Annotated in this window: 17 protein-coding genes and 1 pseudogene; 8 read left to right on the top strand and 10 right to left on the bottom strand. The window is 61.3% G+C overall.

Annotation, left to right across the window (positions count from 1 at the left end):
* Positions 1-176 precede the first annotated feature (176 nt).
* The gene (locus tag JFN93_RS19770) at positions 177-665 is read left to right on the top strand and encodes a BCAM0308 family protein (protein WP_199385865.1); all 489 of its coding nucleotides are present in this window, start codon (positions 177-179) and stop codon (positions 663-665) included.
* Positions 666-803: 138 nt separating this feature from the next.
* Here the strand turns inward: JFN93_RS19770 and JFN93_RS19775 are convergent, their stop codons facing one another.
* Positions 804-1025, bottom strand: a complete 222-nt coding sequence (locus tag JFN93_RS19775) for a DUF3820 family protein (protein WP_199385866.1) — start codon at positions 1023-1025, stop codon at positions 804-806.
* Between the two features lie 3 nt (positions 1026-1028).
* Positions 1029-2228 (bottom strand): 30S ribosomal protein S1, encoded by a 1200-nt coding sequence (gene rpsA / locus JFN93_RS19780; protein WP_199385867.1) that lies wholly within the window; start codon positions 2226-2228, stop codon positions 1029-1031.
* Positions 2229-2445: 217 nt separating this feature from the next.
* Here rpsA and JFN93_RS19785 point away from each other — a divergent pair, with 217 nt between their 5' ends.
* The 4 genes from JFN93_RS19785 (at position 2446) to JFN93_RS19800 (ending at position 5267) form a co-directional block, all read left to right on the top strand.
* Complete coding sequence (locus JFN93_RS19785; protein ID WP_199385868.1) at positions 2446-2658, top strand: GSU3473 family protein; 213 nt, start codon at positions 2446-2448, stop codon at positions 2656-2658.
* 280 nt (positions 2659-2938) lie between these two features.
* Positions 2939-4396, top strand: a complete 1458-nt coding sequence (locus JFN93_RS19790; RefSeq protein ID WP_199385869.1) for an RtcB family protein — start codon at positions 2939-2941, stop codon at positions 4394-4396.
* A gap of 14 nt (positions 4397-4410) precedes the next feature.
* The gene (locus JFN93_RS19795) at positions 4411-4842 is read left to right on the top strand and encodes an archease (protein WP_199385870.1); all 432 of its coding nucleotides are present in this window, start codon (positions 4411-4413) and stop codon (positions 4840-4842) included.
* Entirely contained in the window at positions 4839-5267 is a 429-nt protein-coding gene (locus tag JFN93_RS19800; RefSeq protein WP_199385871.1) for a DUF2784 domain-containing protein, read from the top strand. Before JFN93_RS19795 ends, JFN93_RS19800 begins: the two co-directional genes overlap by 4 nt.
* On the opposite strand, the gene JFN93_RS19805 is transcribed toward JFN93_RS19800, so the two are convergent.
* Both JFN93_RS19805 and JFN93_RS19810 read right to left on the bottom strand, forming a co-directional pair.
* Positions 5254-5568: a transcriptional regulator gene (locus tag JFN93_RS19805; protein WP_199385872.1), complete on the bottom strand. Its 315-nt coding sequence runs from the start codon at positions 5566-5568 to the stop codon at positions 5254-5256. The genes JFN93_RS19800 and JFN93_RS19805 overlap by 14 nt on opposite strands.
* Before the next feature lie 80 nt (positions 5569-5648).
* The gene (locus JFN93_RS19810) at positions 5649-6368 is read right to left on the bottom strand and encodes a BON domain-containing protein (RefSeq protein ID WP_199385873.1); all 720 of its coding nucleotides are present in this window, start codon (positions 6366-6368) and stop codon (positions 5649-5651) included.
* A 300-nt stretch (positions 6369-6668) separates the two neighbouring features.
* On the opposite strand from JFN93_RS19810, the gene JFN93_RS19815 reads away from it, so the two are divergent.
* On the top strand, positions 6669-7763 hold the full coding sequence (locus JFN93_RS19815) for an AAA family ATPase (protein WP_199385874.1): 1095 nt from the start codon (positions 6669-6671) through the stop codon (positions 7761-7763).
* Positions 7764-7865: 102 nt separating this feature from the next.
* On the opposite strand, the pseudogene JFN93_RS19820 reads toward JFN93_RS19815, so the two are convergent.
* The 4 genes and pseudogenes from JFN93_RS19820 to mutL form a co-directional block, all read right to left on the bottom strand.
* A pseudogene (locus JFN93_RS19820) lies at positions 7866-9179 on the bottom strand (DUF512 domain-containing protein); the annotation flags it as partial.
* 389 nt (positions 9180-9568) lie between these two features.
* Complete coding sequence (gene hfq / locus JFN93_RS19825; protein WP_199385876.1) at positions 9569-9793, bottom strand: RNA chaperone Hfq; 225 nt, start codon at positions 9791-9793, stop codon at positions 9569-9571.
* A gap of 11 nt (positions 9794-9804) precedes the next feature.
* A complete protein-coding gene (gene miaA / locus JFN93_RS19830) occupies positions 9805-10719 on the bottom strand; it encodes a tRNA (adenosine(37)-N6)-dimethylallyltransferase MiaA (protein WP_199385877.1) in 915 nt (304 codons plus the stop codon).
* 23 nt (positions 10720-10742) lie between these two features.
* Positions 10743-12770, bottom strand: coding sequence for a DNA mismatch repair endonuclease MutL (mutL, locus tag JFN93_RS19835; protein WP_199385878.1), 2028 nt, complete (start codon positions 12768-12770; stop codon positions 10743-10745).
* Between the two features lie 132 nt (positions 12771-12902).
* Here mutL and JFN93_RS19840 point away from each other — a divergent pair, with 132 nt between their 5' ends.
* A complete protein-coding gene (locus JFN93_RS19840; protein ID WP_199385879.1) occupies positions 12903-13832 on the top strand; it encodes a D-alanyl-D-alanine carboxypeptidase family protein in 930 nt (309 codons plus the stop codon).
* Positions 13829-14245 (top strand): secondary thiamine-phosphate synthase enzyme YjbQ, encoded by a 417-nt coding sequence (locus JFN93_RS19845; protein WP_199385880.1) that lies wholly within the window; start codon positions 13829-13831, stop codon positions 14243-14245. The genes JFN93_RS19840 and JFN93_RS19845 overlap by 4 nt, the downstream gene beginning before the upstream one ends.
* Before the next feature lie 87 nt (positions 14246-14332).
* On the opposite strand, the gene JFN93_RS19850 is transcribed toward JFN93_RS19845, so the two are convergent.
* Together JFN93_RS19850 and JFN93_RS25375 are read right to left on the bottom strand one after the other, a co-directional pair.
* Positions 14333-14914: a DUF922 domain-containing protein gene (locus JFN93_RS19850; RefSeq protein WP_199385881.1), complete on the bottom strand. Its 582-nt coding sequence runs from the start codon at positions 14912-14914 to the stop codon at positions 14333-14335.
* 67 nt (positions 14915-14981) lie between these two features.
* The coding region (locus JFN93_RS25375) for a hypothetical protein (protein WP_215907820.1) at positions 14982-15240 on the bottom strand (259 nt) is incomplete at its 5' end.

Here is a 15240-nt window from a genome sequence, read left to right on the forward strand (position 1 = left end):
CGACGGATAAGAGAAAAGCGTCTCATATCAATGCCAGTTATCCACCCTCTTTAACAGAAAGCCCGACTTGAAACGTCGGGCTTTTTTGTGCCTGGTGGAGGCCACCGTGGTTGGTGCGAAGCGGGCAGACGAGGCTATACTTTAGCGTCGTCCAATCTGCCAAGGGAGGTACTGTCATGCCACGAGGGATCAGAAGAGCTGAGGAAAAGGGGCTCCGGACCGTGCGGGCTCCCGATGCATATCTGCCGGGAGAGGGGCGGAAGGAAGGCTCGCTGTGCCGGGGATGCGGCATTGTCTATCGCAACAAGCGGTGGCAGCTGGAACCGACCCGGGGCGCAATCTCCTGCGAGGTCCTCTGCCCGGCCTGCCAGCGGATCGAGGACCACAACCCGGGCGGGGTGGTGACCCTTTCCGGACCGTATCTTGCCGCCCACAAGGAGGAGATCCTCAACACGGTCAGGCACATGGAGTCCAAGTCCCGCACCAAAAACCCTTTGGGGCGGATCATGGACATCACCGAGGAAGACGGCCGGGTCGTGGTGACGACGACCGAAGACAAACTGGCCCAGAAACTGGGGCGGGAAGTATTCAAGTCCCAGCGCGGCGAGTTGCACTACCAGTGGAGTCACGAAAACAACCTGGTCCGGGTCGAGTGGATGCGCTGACCGCAAGGGAGGCAGCTTGAATTTCCCGGCGCCGGGACGATCAGCCCACCGGAGGAGCAGCCACCAACAAAAAAGATCCCCCAACGAAAGTCGGGGGATCTTTTTTTTCTGTGCTTCGGGCTGGGGAGTGCCGGCGTTTCAGCGCAGCGGATCGAACAGGTATTCGAGTCCGTTCACCTTCACCTCGTACATGCAACGGAGCAGGTCCCCGAGCTCTCCCCCGGGATACCCTTCCTGGTTCATCCAGACCAGATACGGCTCCGGTAGGTCGACCAGCAAAACTCCGGCGTACTTCCCGTACGGCATGCGGGTCCGCGCCAGCTTCAAAAGGTTGGAGCGCTCGGGAAAAACTTCCTGCAAATCCTACCCCTTGAGCTTCGCCTTGAGCAGATCACCGAGAGTACCCATGGCTTTGGGGGCCTCGGAGACGCTCGCCTTGTAAGCCTGCATGGTCTCGGCCTGCTCTTCCTGGGCGCGGCTCGCCGCAGCCAGCGACAGGGAGATGCGGCGCTGCTCACGGTCGATCCCTTCCACCTTGACCTCGACCTCCTGCCCTTCGGAAAGAACTTCCTTGGGGTGGGCGATCCGCTTGCCGGCGCCCAGCTTGGAGATGTGGATCAGGCCGTCGATCCCTTCCCCCAAGGTGACGAACGCGCCGAACGGGGTGAGCCGTGCCACCTTGCCGTTCTGGTAGGAGCCTTCCGGGAAGGCCTGGGCCGCAGTTTCCCACGGATCGGCCAGAGTGTCCTTCAGGGAGAAGGAGATCCGGTCTTTTTCCCAGTCGATCCCCTTGATGATGACTTCGACCTCGTCGCCGACCGAGAGGACGTCGCTGACGTGTTTCACGCGGGTCCACCCCACCTCGGAGACCGGGAGGAGCCCCTGGACGCTGCCGATGGAAACGAACGCGCCGAAGTCACGCAGGGAAACCACGGTGCCGCGCACGCGGTCGCCGACCTTGAGGGTTTCCTTGAGCGCTTCTTTCTGCTGGCGCTGTTCTTCCTCGAGGATGGCGCGGTGGGAGACGACGATGTTGCGGCCGTTCTCCGAGTATTCGGTGATCCGGAAGGCGAGGTGCTTGCCCACGAAGGCGGCGGCATCGTCGATGCGGCGCAGTGCGATCTGGGAGAACGGGCAGAAGGCGCGCGAACCGGCAACCTTGACCTCGAACCCACCCTTGATCTCCTTCTCCACGGTCCCCTCGACGGGGATCCCGGCGGCATACGCCTCCTGGAGCTGCGCGTTTCCGGCACCCTTGCCGGCCGCGCCGACCTTGGTGGTAAAGCGCATCTCGTTGTTACGGGAGGAGATGAACCAGGCGCTGACCTTGTCCCCCACGTTGACGGTGAGGTTCCCCTCGGCGTCCGTCACTTCCTTTATATCCAGGATCCCCTCGCCTTTTCTCCCGGTGTCGAGAAACACCCAGTCTTTAGCGATCTTGAGGACCGTTGCTTCAACCTTGTCGCCCGGCTCCAGACGCCCTGCGTCCTTCTGGCTCCGCTCGAACAATGCGGCGAAACTCTCTTCGCCGGTTTCCAGTTCTTCCACGTTATCGTTATCCATTAGCCTACCTCTTCGCTGAATTATGCCTTTGGGCATTACGCGAGCATACAGGTGAGGGAGTAGTATTGTCAACTGTCCGTTTGCGCAGCCGGAACTCCAAACGCGCCCGCCGCGACGGGGATTATTGCCGTGCAATAAAAAAATGCTAAAGATCGGCGAAGCACCCTCCGATAACTACCTCCATGACATGACACTGTATTGAGTTTTGGAGGGAAAGATGGGCATTCTGGTTTGTTATGACGAATTTACCTATGACGTAGTCAGCGACTATCACCTCGAGTTCCTTATCAAGTCGAAGTGCATCACCGGATATGTCGAAGACGGCAACTGGGTCCGCCTCGAAGAGGACGTCGAGGGAAACGGCATGGACCCGCGGGTGCGCCGGACCTCGACCCTGCGCACCGAAAAAGAGATCGACTGGGAAATCTGAGCCGACTTACGGCGGCTTCCTGTCTCTCGGAGCGGATGCCGCCTTCCCCCCGCTACCGCACCGCCTTGATCACCAAGGCTGCCGCAGCCGAGCCACACCCGGGATCTTCCCCCCCACCAGCTGCGTCCCGACCGGCGCCTCACCACCCGATCAAGCACCGATCGCCCCCACCGCGCTCCGCCACCGCCGTACCCCGCATACCGATCCTCCCTGCCACGCCCGCCCCCTTCTGGTACTATTGTCCGATCGTGAAAGTTAACGGTCGCGCAAGGGGGGAATCATGAACATACCAACCGCCATCACGAAAATTTCGCCGACCCTTTGGGAGATTCCGGTCAGTTACAAGGAAGGGATGCTCGTCCCGGCCCGGATCTTTGCGACGGAAAAGCTCCTCAGCGAGATGGATGCCGGGGTTTTCGACCAGGTCACCAACGTCGCCTCCCTCCCGGGCATCCTCAAATACGCCTACTGCATGCCCGACGGCCACTGGGGCTACGGCTTCCCCATCGGCGGGGTCGCCGCCATGGACCCGCACACCGGCGTCATCTCCCCGGGAGGCATCGGCTTCGACATCAACTGCGGCATGCGCCTGGTGCTCACCAACCTCACCGAGGAGGAAGTCCGCCCCCGGCTGCATCAGCTCGTGGACCGGCTCTTCGCCCGCATCCCGACCGGCGTCGGCTGCCACGGCTTCGTCCGGCTGAGCGAGTCCGAGTTCGGCCAGGTGGCGGAGCAGGGATCGCGCTGGTGCTTCAAACGCGGCTTTGCCACCCAGGACGACCTGGACATGACCGAGGAGGGTGGCTGCTTTGCCGGCGCGGATGCATCGCACATCAGCAACAAGGCGATCCAGCGCGGCTACAACCAGCTCGGCACCCTGGGTTCCGGTAACCACTACTGCGAAATCCAGGTGGCACGGCCGGAAAACGTCTTCGACGCGCAGCTGGCCCGAGCCTTCGGGATCGACATCCCCAACCAGGTCGTGGTGATGTTTCACTGCGGCAGCCGCGGTTTCGGGCACCAGGTCGCGACCGACTACCTGAAACTCTTCCTCTCGGTGATGGAGCGCAAGTACGGCTTGAAAGTGGTGGATCGGGAGCTCTCCTGCGCCCCGTTTCGCTCCCCGGAAGGGGAGGCCTACTTCAGCGCGATGAAGTGCGCGGTCAACATGGCATTTGCCAACCGCCAGGTGATCCTGCACCGGATCCGGGAGGTCTTCTCCGACATCTTCCAGCGCGACCCGTTCAACCTCGGCATGAAGATGGTGTACGACGTCGCCCACAACACCGCGAAGCTGGAGCGGCACGAGATCGACGGCAAGCAGCGCGAGATCCTGATCCACCGCAAAGGGTCGACCCGCGCTTTCGGGCCGGGGGGGTACGGGCTGCCGGAATGCTATGCCAAGACCGGCCAGCCGGTGATCATCGGCGGGAGCATGGAGACCGGCTCGTACCTGCTGGCCGGCATGGCGGGGGGAGCGGACGCCTTTTTCACCACGGCGCACGGCAGCGGACGCACCATGAGCCGGCACCAGGCGAAGAAGACCTTCCGGGGGGACAAGTTGCAGCGGGACATGGAGAGCCGGGGCCTCTACGTCCGGACCGACTCGTTCGGCGGGCTCGCCGAGGAGGCGGGGGCGGCGTACAAGAACATCGACGAGGTGGCCGAGACGACCGAACGGGCGGGCCTGAGCCGCCGGGTGGCGCGCTTGGTCCCGATCGGGAACATCAAGGGTTGATGCGGGGGGACGCCATGCCTTTTCAATTTCGCGGAGACATAGCCCACGCCGACGTCGCGTTCGACGCCTGGGCCGCATCGCTGGACGAGCTTTTCGCCGCGGCCGCCGAAGCGACGCTGGCGGTGATGGTGGAAAGCCCCTCGGAGGTGTACCAAGTGGCCGCGGTGCCGGTGCATCTCGAGGAGCATGACCTGGAGATGCTGCTTTTCGAATGGCTCAATGAAATCATCTTTTTGAAGGACGCGCGGCGGCTCCTGTTGCATCCGGCCGAGATTCGGGTCGGGGAAGCACCCCAGGGGTGCACGATCGAGGCGCTGTTAAAGGGAGAAGAGATCGAACCGGAGCGTCACCGCCTGATCACCGACGTGAAGGCGGTGACGCTGCACCGCTTTTCGGTCCGGCACACCGGCGAGCGGTGGGAGGCCACCGTGGTGCTCGATGTATGAGCCCCCCGCCGGCAGCGGGCGCCGCGGCGCCAACCCGGCCGGTGCCTGCCAACCACGCCCCCTTGCCCTACGCCGGGCTCGCCGATCTCGTTGCGGTGCTGCACTTTATCTGGATCCTCTTTCTCTTTTTCGGCGCCATCTGGGGGCGGCGCAACCGCCTCGTCCGGGTGGTCCACATCGCCGGGCTGGTGTTTGTCTTCCTGGTGGAAACCCTGGACTGGTACTGCCCCTTGACCGATCTCGAGGTCTGGCTGCGGCACTTGGGGGGCGGCAGCAGCTACGCCGGCTCCTTCGTCGCCTATTACCTGAACCAGATCATCTACCTCACGGCGCCGCGCTCAGTCATCGTCACCGGCACCGTTCTCCTCTGCGCGGTCAACGCCTGGCTCTATCTCCACCCCACCCATCCCGCTAACCGATCGTAAAGAGCGGTTCCGCGATCTGCTCGCTGTGGCAGACCGGGCAGCGTCCCGGCCCCTTCAGCCGGTCCCGCTTTTTGAAGACGAACCCGCACGCCCGGCAGGCCGCCGGCTCCATGACCAGCGTTCCGTAACGCCCCATCCGAATGTGCTCCAGGTGATCGAGGACTTCCTTTTCGCTGATACGAATCCGGATCGATATCTCCCGCGTTGGCAAGGATTCGGCCTGCAGCAGGGTGACGATCCGGTGCCGCTCGGTCTCGTCGCGATCGCGCGGGACGGTGGCATGCTTGGGGCGAATCTTCATGGGAGCCTCCACGAAAAAGGCGCCCGCCATACGGTCGGACGCCTTGCCTTGCCGACACGGGAGAAGCGTCTTCCTGGCGATCAGGGGATGACGACCAACTCGTTCACCACCCCGTCCACCCCGAAGACAAACCAGGCATCGGATTCGGCGGCCTTTCGAGAACGCTCGCTGGCGACCGATCCGGTAAGGGTGACGATAAGATCGCGGCAGTAGACCTTGACCTGCGACGCGTTCACCAGCGGGTCCTTTTCCAGCACCAGGCGGATCGCATCGACGACCTCGTCCGGGTTGTCCTCCTCGGGCGGCGAGATCTCAAGTCCGTTGACGACATCGCGGGATCCGGGCACCCACCAGGCCAATACCCCCGCCAGCCGTTTATGGGAAAGGCTTTCCGCCTTCCCGTTCAGGGTGACCACCCCTTCGGCCACCTCGATCTCCAGTACCCTTCCTCCCTCTACCATTCGGACCGTTTCCCATTCCCCTTTGACCAGAGTACGCAACGAGTAGGAATTAAACGCGGACTCTCCCATGAAGGCGTGGCTGACGTGATCGCGGATTGCCCCATCCTCCATCCGTTCCGCCGGTTCCACCCGGAGCCGGTCGACGATTCCCGTTACCTGCGGCGTCGCCGCGGCCAACTCGAGGGCGATCTTTTTGGAGGCGACGTCCTCCACCTCCCCGGTCAGCGTCACGACACCCTCCTGGAACTCCACCTGGATCGGGTGCCGGGCCAGATTCATCCGCGGCTCTTTTCCCAGGGCAGCGAATACGGCAGTGACGAATTCTTCGGCTCGTATCATCGTGACCCCCTTGCTAAGCTAATGAGCAGCGCGATGGTCGTGCACTTGTGAAAAAGACCGGCACGACCAAACTCATGTGAGTTACTAATATTATGGCATAAGATTGTAACATGGGGGGCATTCTTGTCGAACCCCGCCCCAGCGGGGGCCGGGCCGGGTGAATCGCGCTCGATCTTTCCACCGGCCTCACAAGCAGGTGCGGAAAAAGCGTTGCCGTATACTATGTTGCCCGTCAACTGGCAAATCGGTATACTCTGAGGTGGTCCGAATCAAGACTTAAGCAATGCGCAGAGGCTACTAATGTGCAAGAAGATATTCATAGCTGCAACGGGGCAGCACTGTGGGAAGACGACAATCAGTCTTTCCTTGATGCACCTTGCCAAAAAGAGGTACGCACGGGTAGGGTTCATCAAACCGATCGGACCTAAGGTGTGCATTCTGGACGGGGTCGAGATGGACATGGATGCGGCCCTGATCGCTTCCATCTACGGCCTGGAAGAGGACCGGCGCCTGATGTCGCCGGTCGTCCTGGGGCGGGGCTTTACCAAGAGATTTCTCGCCGGGGACATCACACCGCACCAGCCGCTGGACCGGGTGCTCAAGGCCTGCGCCGAGCTGGAAAAGAAAAACGACTTCCTGATCATCGAAGGGTCGGGGCACGGCGGCGTCGGGTCGGTCATCGGCATCAACAATGCCCAGATCGCCAAGGCGCTCGGCGCCCCGGTGATCATGGTCGCCAGCGGCGGGATCGGAAGCGTCATCGACATCGTGCAGCTGAACCTCTCCCTTTTCCGCCAGGAAGGAGCCGAGGTGAAGCTGGTGCTGGCCAACAAGCTCCTTCCGGAAAAAAGGGCGGAGACGCTCGGGTTTCTGCAGAAGTCCTTCAACGGGAAACCGCCGGTGGCGGGGGCATTCAATTACTCCCCGATCCTCGCCAACCCGACCCTCGCGGACGTCGCCAACCTGTTCAAGCTCCCGCTGCAGGGGGACCAGGAGGCGAAGAGCCGGATCATCCACCACATCCAGCTCGGTGCCGCCTCCTCCCAGCGGGTCATCGACACCATGCAGGATTCGACCTTGCTCATCACCACCAGCTCGCGCGACGAACTGATCGTTACCTCGTCGGCCCTGTACAACATACCGGCCTACCGGCGCAAACTCGCGGGGCTGGTCATTCCGGGCTCGGCGCCGATCTCGGCGATCAGCCAGAAGATCCTGGACGACAGCCGGATTCCCTACCTGCGGGTCACCGAGTCGACCGCCAATGCCTTCATCGCGTTGCGGGAGCACGTCTCGAAGATCACCAAGGACGACCACGAAAAGATCAACCTGATCAAGTACAAGGCGGAAGAGCTCTTCGACTTCGCCGCCATCGACGCCATGGCAGCCTCTTGAACTTAAAAAGAAAAAGGGTGCCTCGGGGCCCCCTTGCTAACGTAGAAAAACAGCCGCAGGATTTCCCGCGGCTGTTTTTGTTTCCAGCTCATTGCTTATTGCTCACTGCTCATTGAGCAGCTCGAGCGCCTCGTAGATCCCGCGCGGGCTCGACTCCGCCACGATCACGGTCACCCCGAGCGCCGCTTCGATATCCTCCGGGGTCAGATCATCCAGGAAGACCCCCTCCCCCTCTTTAAGCATCACGTCCGGCACCAGTACCACCCCGCCCGGTTCCATCCCCTCCAACTCGGCAATGATGTCCTTGCCGCTGATCAAGCCGGTGACGGTTACGGTGGGTCCGAAAAGCCGGTTTTTCACCGGGACGCAGCGAAAGGCCGTTCCCGTCTTCGCGGAGAGCTTTTCCAAAAACTCCGAGAGGTAGCGGAACGGCGAATCGCCGGTCACCACGGTAACCCGGGCCGGGGGAAGCTTCCCGGCCTCCTCCAGAACCTCCTCCGCCTCGTGCAGAAAAAGCGGGATCATCCCGACGCCGTTTTCCAGCTGCGGGAGGTCCCCGTAGGTTTCCAGGGGAGGAAACGGGAGATTTGCCTTGAGGTAGAACTCGTCGGCGAGAAAGAGAAACGGCTCGCCCAGGCGCTTCTCGAGCTCGCGCGCCTTTGCCTCCCACTCCGGCACGAAGCTGCCGGCAAACTCCTCGGTCACCGGGGTCAGCCCGGGGAGCCGTCCCCGATGCGCCGTGAGCCCCACCGGCACCACCGCCAGCGAGGCGACCCACGGGTGCAGCGCGGCAAGATCGGCCACGGTTTGCGCAAACGTCGCGCCGTCGTTCAACCCCGGGCAGAGCACCACCTGGCAATGCATGCTGATCCGAGCCTGCGCCAGCTCTTCCATCACCTCGCGGATCGGCCGGAGGTCTTTTTTCCCCAGCAGCCGTTCGCGAGTGGCCGGATCGGTCGCGTGGACCGATATATAAATCGGGGAAAGCCGCTGTTCCTTGATCCGGTCCAGTTCCTCCTGACCGATGTTGGCCAGGGTGACGTAGTTGCCATAGAGGAAAGAGAGCCGGTAATCCTCGTCCTTCACATAAAGCGGGGAGCGGAGCCCCTTGGGGAGCTGGTGCACGAAGCAGAAAACGCAGTTGTTCCCGCAGCGCGCCGGTTCCGGTGCGGCGAAGACGAGCCCGAGCGGTTCCCCCTCTTCGCGTTCCACCTCGAGCTCCCAGAGCTCGCCGTCCGACTTCTCGACCTCCAAAACGAGGTTGTCCTCGGCACCGAAATAGTTGTAGTCAATCACGTCCCGGACGATGTGCCCGTTGATGGATAACAACCGGTCCCCCGGCTCGATCTCCAACTCCTCGGCAATCGATTCCGGCATCACATGGTCAACGATCAAACCTGACATTATCTCTCCATTTTCCTTACCACCCTTCCCAGGAGGTGAGTACTCCCGAGCCCTGAACTGCCACCGGCGGCGCTATTTCTGTGGGAGCGCCATTGCTGGCGCGATTGCCTTTAATCAACCTGCCAACGCGGTGCAAAACCGGGGGGAGCCATCGATCACGCCATCCGCTGTCGCATCATAACATCGACAGTCACCAAAAGAGAACCCGAGATCGCGTTGGAAACGGGCAGGATCGTGCCAGGGGGAAACAGGGGGAAGGGTGTTCCGGAACAGGGAAACCGACATCCGGGAGCGGCACAATAAAGAAGCCGGCTGGAATCGAAGGAGCCCAGCCGGCTTTCGGAAGGAACGTGGCGTGACGACATTTCTTTCAGAGCAGAAGACCGCTGCTCCGAACCGAGCTACTGATGCAGCCGGAAAGTGCCGTCAACCGAGGTGATACTGGAAATGGCGTGCTTATAGATGAGAATATCCCCGTGCACTTCCATCAGTACGGAGAAGTTATCGAAGGACTTGATATTTCCTTCCAGTTTTTCACCCGACATGAGCTGTACCAGAACCTTTACGCGCTCTTTGCGGGACTGGTTAAGGTACTGATCCTGAATGTTAAAGGGCGTTTTCGGCATGTTCCTCTCCTTTACGCAAAAAATTCAATGACATGTTGGTGGATAGTAGCAAAACTTTCAGGATATTCAAGCCAATAAATTTCATTATCCCTTTTGAACCACGTCAACTGACGTTTCGCGTAATGGCGGGTATCGCGTTTCATCAGTCGAGTGGCCTCTTCGAGGCCCATCTCACCGGCAATATAGGCACACATTTCCTTGTAGCCGATGGATCGCATTGACTTGAGCTCTCTCGAAAAACCGCGAGATAGCAGAGAGCGGACCTCCTGTTCCAGACCGGACTCGAGCATCGTGTCCACCCTCTGGTCGAGGCGACGGTAGAGCGCCTCACGTTCTACTTTGATGGCGATTTTAAGAGTGTCGTAGTGTTCACCGGAAAAGCCATGCTCAGTCCGCAATGCCGAAACCGGTCGTCCGGTCTGGTGATACACCTCGAGAGCCCGCACCAGGCGCACCCGGTCGTTTCGATGCAGCCGACTCGCCGATTCGGGGTCCACCTCGGCGAGCCGGCATACCAGTTCCTCCCCCGACAGTGCCTCGAGCTCCCGGCGCAGGGTTTCGTCCGCCTTGGGCGAATCGACCAGCCCTTCCACAAGCGCCCGGAGGTAAAGCCCGGTGCCGCCGACGACGATGACCTTTTTCCCCCGCGCGACGATGTCTTCGATCACCGCAGCGGCCTCACGTCTGAAGTCGGAAGCGGTGAAATTGACCTCGGGAGAGACGAATCCGATCAGGTGATGGGGAACCCGGTCGAGTTCCTCGCGGGTAGGTTTCGCGGTGCCGATATCCAGGTACCGGTAGACCTGCATCGAGTCGGCGTTCACGATCTCGGCACCGATCTCCTCGGCAAGGCGCACCGCGAGCCCGCTTTTCCCCGAACCGGTAGGTCCGCCGATGACGACGAGTTTGATCCTGGCTTCAATCATTGCGGCAACATCCTCCGGCCCGGTCAAAGCCGCTTGAACATCTTCTCCACCTCGGCAAGCGTCAGCCGCTGCAGGACGGGCCGCCCGTGGGGGCAGTTGCTGGAAAAGTCGGTGCCGTCCATCTGGGCAAAGAGGGCGGCGATCTCCTGCTGGCTCAGGGGACGGCGCCCCCGGACCACGCTGTGGCAGGCGAGCTTGGCGAGGATGTCCTCCAGCAGATCGGTGAAGGTGCGGCTGCGGCTCAGCGAGGAGAGCTCCTCCAGGATGTCCCGGACGGTCCGCAGATATTCGGCGTTGGCGAGCAGCTGCGGAACCGCCTTGAGCAGCCAGGTGTTCCCGCCGAACTCCTCCAGGTGAAAGCCGAGACGGGAGAGCTCGTCGGCGTGCTCCTTGAGGGTCGCGGTCTCCTTAAAAGAGAGCTCCATGGTTTCGGGAAAGAGCAATCCTTGACTTGCGACGGCGCGGTCGGTAAATTCCGCCTTGAGTTTTTCAAAGGCGACCCGCTCGTGCGCAGCGTGCTGGTCGATCAGCACCAGATCGGTCCCGTCCTGGCAGACGATGTAACTCGCGTTGAATTGGCCGATGACGGAGAGGGAGGAGAAGTAGCCGACGCAAGCCACCTCCTCGGCGGAGCTGACCGCAACCGGCGCCGCGGCTGAGGGTCTCTCCTTGGCAGGGTTAGTAAGGTAGGGGCGTAGCGGAGGCTGCTGCCGGGGACGGTAGTCCACCAGCAGCTCTTTGACCTCGGCGACCTTGGCGGCGCTCACACTGGAAGGTGCCGCCGGAGCCGGCCCCCCTGGGGCGGCCGGCTCCCGATCTGGTGTCAACGCCGGTCTTTCCGCTTGATCCAAAACCGGTGCCGACTCGGGTAACGTCCTCGGGATTGAAGCCAGTGCCGCGGCCGATGTTGCAACCGCGATCGATACCGGTGCTGCTGCCGGGACCGGAGCCTGTCCGGAATTTCGGAACAGAACCGGCTGAGCTGCCGGCTGGGCCGGGGCCGGTCGACCGGAAAATCCGGCAGTTCTCGCAGCGGCTGCGGCATCTTTTTTCAACCAGGGGGTCGCCTTGAGCACCCCCTCCACCGCGTATTGAATCGCATCGTGGACCCGGCCCTGCTCCCGGAAGCGGACTTCGTGCTTGGTCGGGTGGACATTGACGTCGACCTCGGAGGGCGGGACCTCGATGAAGAGCGCCACCACCGGGTAGCGGCCCCGCTCCATGAAGTTGCGGTACGCCTGCAGGATGGCGTGCTGCACCACCTTGTCCCGGATGAACCGGCCGTTGATATAGGTGTAGAGATGGTTCCCGGCGCTGCGGCTGCATTCCGGCGCGGCAACGAGGCCGGTGATCCTGGCGGCTGCGCCTTCGGTTGCCGACACCGGATAGAGAAAGCCGGCGATCGAGCGCCCCAGCAGCGTGGCGACCCGTTCTTTGAGATCGGAGTCCAAAGCCCGGAAGACGACCTTCCCGTCGGTACGGTAGGTGAATCGGACGTCGGGACGGGAGATGGCGAGCCGGGTCATGAATTCGCCGACATGCCCGGACTCGGTATCGGGGCTTTTCATGAACTTGAGCCGGGCCGGCGTATTGAAGAAGAGGTTGCGGACCGAGATCACCGTCCCCCCGGCCATCCCGCACTCCTTGACCTCCTTGATCTTGCCCCCTTCGGCATAGATCTCGGTTCCTTCCAGGTTTTCGGCGGGGCGGGTGGCAATGGTGAGCCGGGAGACCGAAGCGATCGACGGGAGCGCCTCGCCGCGAAAGCCCAGGGTGGAAAGGGAGAAGAGGTCTTCGTCGCTGGCGATCTTGCTGGTGGCGTGGCGCTCCAGCGCGAGAAGCGCATCTTCCCGGGACATGCCGCTGCCGTTGTCGGTGACCTTGATGAGCTTGCGTCCGCCGTTTTCGATCTCGACGACGATCTCGGAGGAGCCGGCATCGAGGGCGTTTTCCACCAGTTCCTTGGCAACGGAGGCAGGGCGCTCGACCACCTCGCCGGCGGCTATTTTGTTGGTCAATTGTTCGGGAAGAATCCTGATTCTGGTCGCCAAAGGGAACCTCGCTGCAGCAGATAATCTGGCGAGAATACCCCAACCCGATGCTAAATGTAAATGGCGTAAGTGGCGCCCACCGCAGCTTCGATGGCGTTTGCGCGGCAGGGATTCAATGCTATAAGACGTTGGATGAAATTTTTCTCATTCGCCATACTGACGCTGATCGCCCTGCTGCTGGTTACCGTTCACCCCGCCAGCGGTTACGCCGCCAACTTCGCCTTCGCCGATCCTCCAGCCTCGTACCTGCTGCAGGTAAACGGGAAGATCTACCGGGAGCGGGGCTCGGGCATCCGCCGGCCGCAGGCCAGCCTCACCAAGGTGATGACCGCGCTGCTCGTCCTGGAGCATTGCCGGCTGGAGGAGGTGGTCACGGTGAACAAGGCTGCCGCCTCGGAAACAGGAAGCAGGATCCATTTGCACCGCGGCGATCGTCTCACGGTGCATAACCTGCTCGCCGCTACGCTCATGGCGTCCGCCAATGACGCCTGCCGCGCGTTAGCGGAGCATGTTGGGGGGAGCCAACCGAAATTCGTGACCATGATGAACCGTCGCGCCGCCGAGCTCGGGCTCCACGACACGCAGTTTCGCAACGCCTGCGGCCACGACCAGGACGGGCATTACTCCACGACCCATGACTTGATGGTTCTCGCCAATGCCGCGCTGCATCACGAAGCCTTTGCCGAGTTGGTGGCAACCCCTCGGATGACCATCACCACCGTCTCCGGCAAACGCTCCTACACCTTCAGAAATATCAACCGTTTGATCGGTCGCTATGATGGAGCCAGGGGGGTGAAGACCGGGACCACCCCGAAAGCGGGACAATGCCTCATCGCACTTGCCCAGCGCGGGGAGACGAGGGTGCTCCTGGTGATCATGCGCTCCCGGCACCGCTGGCAGACGGCGCCGGCAATGCTCGATGCCGTCTTTGAGGCGCACGCCCCGAAGCGACCCGAGCTCATTCCGAAAGAACTACCCGACGAGACTATCCTTAAGGAGCTGGACGAAAATGGGGGCAATGGCCCTAATGGAATGTTCAAGGAGGAGGACAAGACGCAATGAAGCATTATCGGAAGGAACTTTGGTTCGAGACGAAAAGCAGGCGCGCCTTCATCAACATCACCGGGCAGTTGGCGGACGCCGTCACCGAAAGTGGGGTCCGCGAAGGGCTCATCCTCTCTAACGCCATGCACATCACGGCGAGCGTGTTCATCAACGACGACGAAAGCGGACTGCACCGTGATTTTGAAGAGTGGCTGGAAGGGCTGGCGCCGGAAAAACCGTATTCGCGGTACCGGCACAACGTAGGCGAGGACAACGGCGACGCCCACCTCAAGCGCACCATCATGGGAAGGGAAGTGGTGATTGCCGTAACGGCAGGCAAGCTGGACCTGGGGCCCTGGGAGCAGGTCTTCTACGGGGAGTTCGACGGCATGCGTCGCAAGAGGGTCCTGATCAAGATCATCGGGGAATAGTTCAGCATCTCCGTCCCCTGGGAAAGAAAACGGCCGCCCTGCATCTGCTGGGTGGCCGTTTTCTTTTTCAGTTCCGGTAGCGGCGTATCAGTTGTCCGGGAGCACCGCCCCCTGGGTCGCCCCGTGGTGCGTCTCCGCATCGTATTCCACCTGGTCGTCGTTCAACTTCTTCAACTTCGCGTCGATCAGCCGCTTGACCTCTCGTTCCAGATCGGTCCGGGAAGAAAAATTGTCGAGGGAGGCCAGCGTCTCATTGATCTCCCCGGCTGCCTTTATTGCGAGCTCCTTATGCCCGAACTCGTGCACCTTGAGATGCTCGTAGTAATCGCTCCAGACCCCGCCGATTACGTCTGGAGTGGCCAGCGAGGTAATGCGCCGGGGGAAATGGTAAACGATGTCCACGTCGGTAGCCACAGATTTCACCCCACATCTGCCGTCATGTTCAAAGATGTCGTAGTTGTAATGGATGTCCCAGGTAGTCAACGCGGCATAGACCCTGCCATCGTTCCACCTGGTGCCGTTACTCCTCATCTGCTTGCGCAGGTCGCCGACGCTGGTGCCGTTGATGTCATAGAAGTCGTAATGTTCTTTGACATTGAGTTCGCACGCCGGAGCCGGCGGAGTCGGTTGGAAAAGATTGGTAAAGAAGCCCCCTTTCGAGCGGGACATTCTCCCTTCGTCAGCCCAAAGAGACACGGCGCCGAACAGAACAAACGTAAGAACCAGCAAAGAAACCTTACGACTTGAAAGCATCTAACTCCCCCTGGTAAAAAGGCCTACCGCTATGACGTTGACTGAAGATAATTGATTTCAGCCCCGCCTGTATGTGAGCTGCATCACAAAGCGACAGATATATGAGCAAGGGGAGTTTGGGTTTCACATGAGAAACACTAAAAGCAAAAGGCCCACCCGGTGATGAACCAGGTGGGCCTTTCAAATAAATTCCCTGCGGCGACCTACTCTCCCACACAGTTACCCATGCAGTACCATCGGCC

Source organism: Geomesophilobacter sediminis, from assembly GCF_016458275.1.
Lineage (GTDB): Bacteria > Desulfobacterota > Desulfuromonadia > Geobacterales > Geobacteraceae > Geomesophilobacter > Geomesophilobacter sediminis.

What these genes read in the sequence shown, in the direction of transcription:
- JFN93_RS19770 (WP_199385865.1), top strand. Translation starts at nt 177, where the DNA reads ATGCCACGAGGGATCAGAAGAGCTGAGGAAAAGGGGCTCCGGACCGTG.
- rpsA (WP_199385867.1), bottom strand. Translation starts at nt 2,228, where the DNA reads ATGGATAACGATAACGTGGAAGAACTGGAAACCGGCGAAGAGAGTTTC.
- JFN93_RS19785 (WP_199385868.1), top strand. Translation starts at nt 2,446, where the DNA reads ATGGGCATTCTGGTTTGTTATGACGAATTTACCTATGACGTAGTCAGC.
- JFN93_RS19790 (WP_199385869.1), top strand. Translation starts at nt 2,939, where the DNA reads ATGAACATACCAACCGCCATCACGAAAATTTCGCCGACCCTTTGGGAG.
- JFN93_RS19795 (WP_199385870.1), top strand. Translation starts at nt 4,411, where the DNA reads ATGCCTTTTCAATTTCGCGGAGACATAGCCCACGCCGACGTCGCGTTC.
- JFN93_RS19800 (WP_199385871.1), top strand. Translation starts at nt 4,839, where the DNA reads ATGAGCCCCCCGCCGGCAGCGGGCGCCGCGGCGCCAACCCGGCCGGTG.
- JFN93_RS19805 (WP_199385872.1), bottom strand. Translation starts at nt 5,568, where the DNA reads ATGAAGATTCGCCCCAAGCATGCCACCGTCCCGCGCGATCGCGACGAG.
- JFN93_RS19810 (WP_199385873.1), bottom strand. Translation starts at nt 6,368, where the DNA reads ATGATACGAGCCGAAGAATTCGTCACTGCCGTATTCGCTGCCCTGGGA.
- JFN93_RS19815 (WP_199385874.1), top strand. Translation starts at nt 6,669, where the DNA reads ATGTGCAAGAAGATATTCATAGCTGCAACGGGGCAGCACTGTGGGAAG.
- hfq (WP_199385876.1), bottom strand. Translation starts at nt 9,793, where the DNA reads ATGCCGAAAACGCCCTTTAACATTCAGGATCAGTACCTTAACCAGTCC.
- miaA (WP_199385877.1), bottom strand. Translation starts at nt 10,719, where the DNA reads ATGATTGAAGCCAGGATCAAACTCGTCGTCATCGGCGGACCTACCGGT.
- JFN93_RS19840 (WP_199385879.1), top strand. Translation starts at nt 12,903, where the DNA reads ATGAAATTTTTCTCATTCGCCATACTGACGCTGATCGCCCTGCTGCTG.
- JFN93_RS19845 (WP_199385880.1), top strand. Translation starts at nt 13,829, where the DNA reads ATGAAGCATTATCGGAAGGAACTTTGGTTCGAGACGAAAAGCAGGCGC.
- JFN93_RS19850 (WP_199385881.1), bottom strand. Translation starts at nt 14,914, where the DNA reads ATGTCCCGCTCGAAAGGGGGCTTCTTTACCAATCTTTTCCAACCGACT.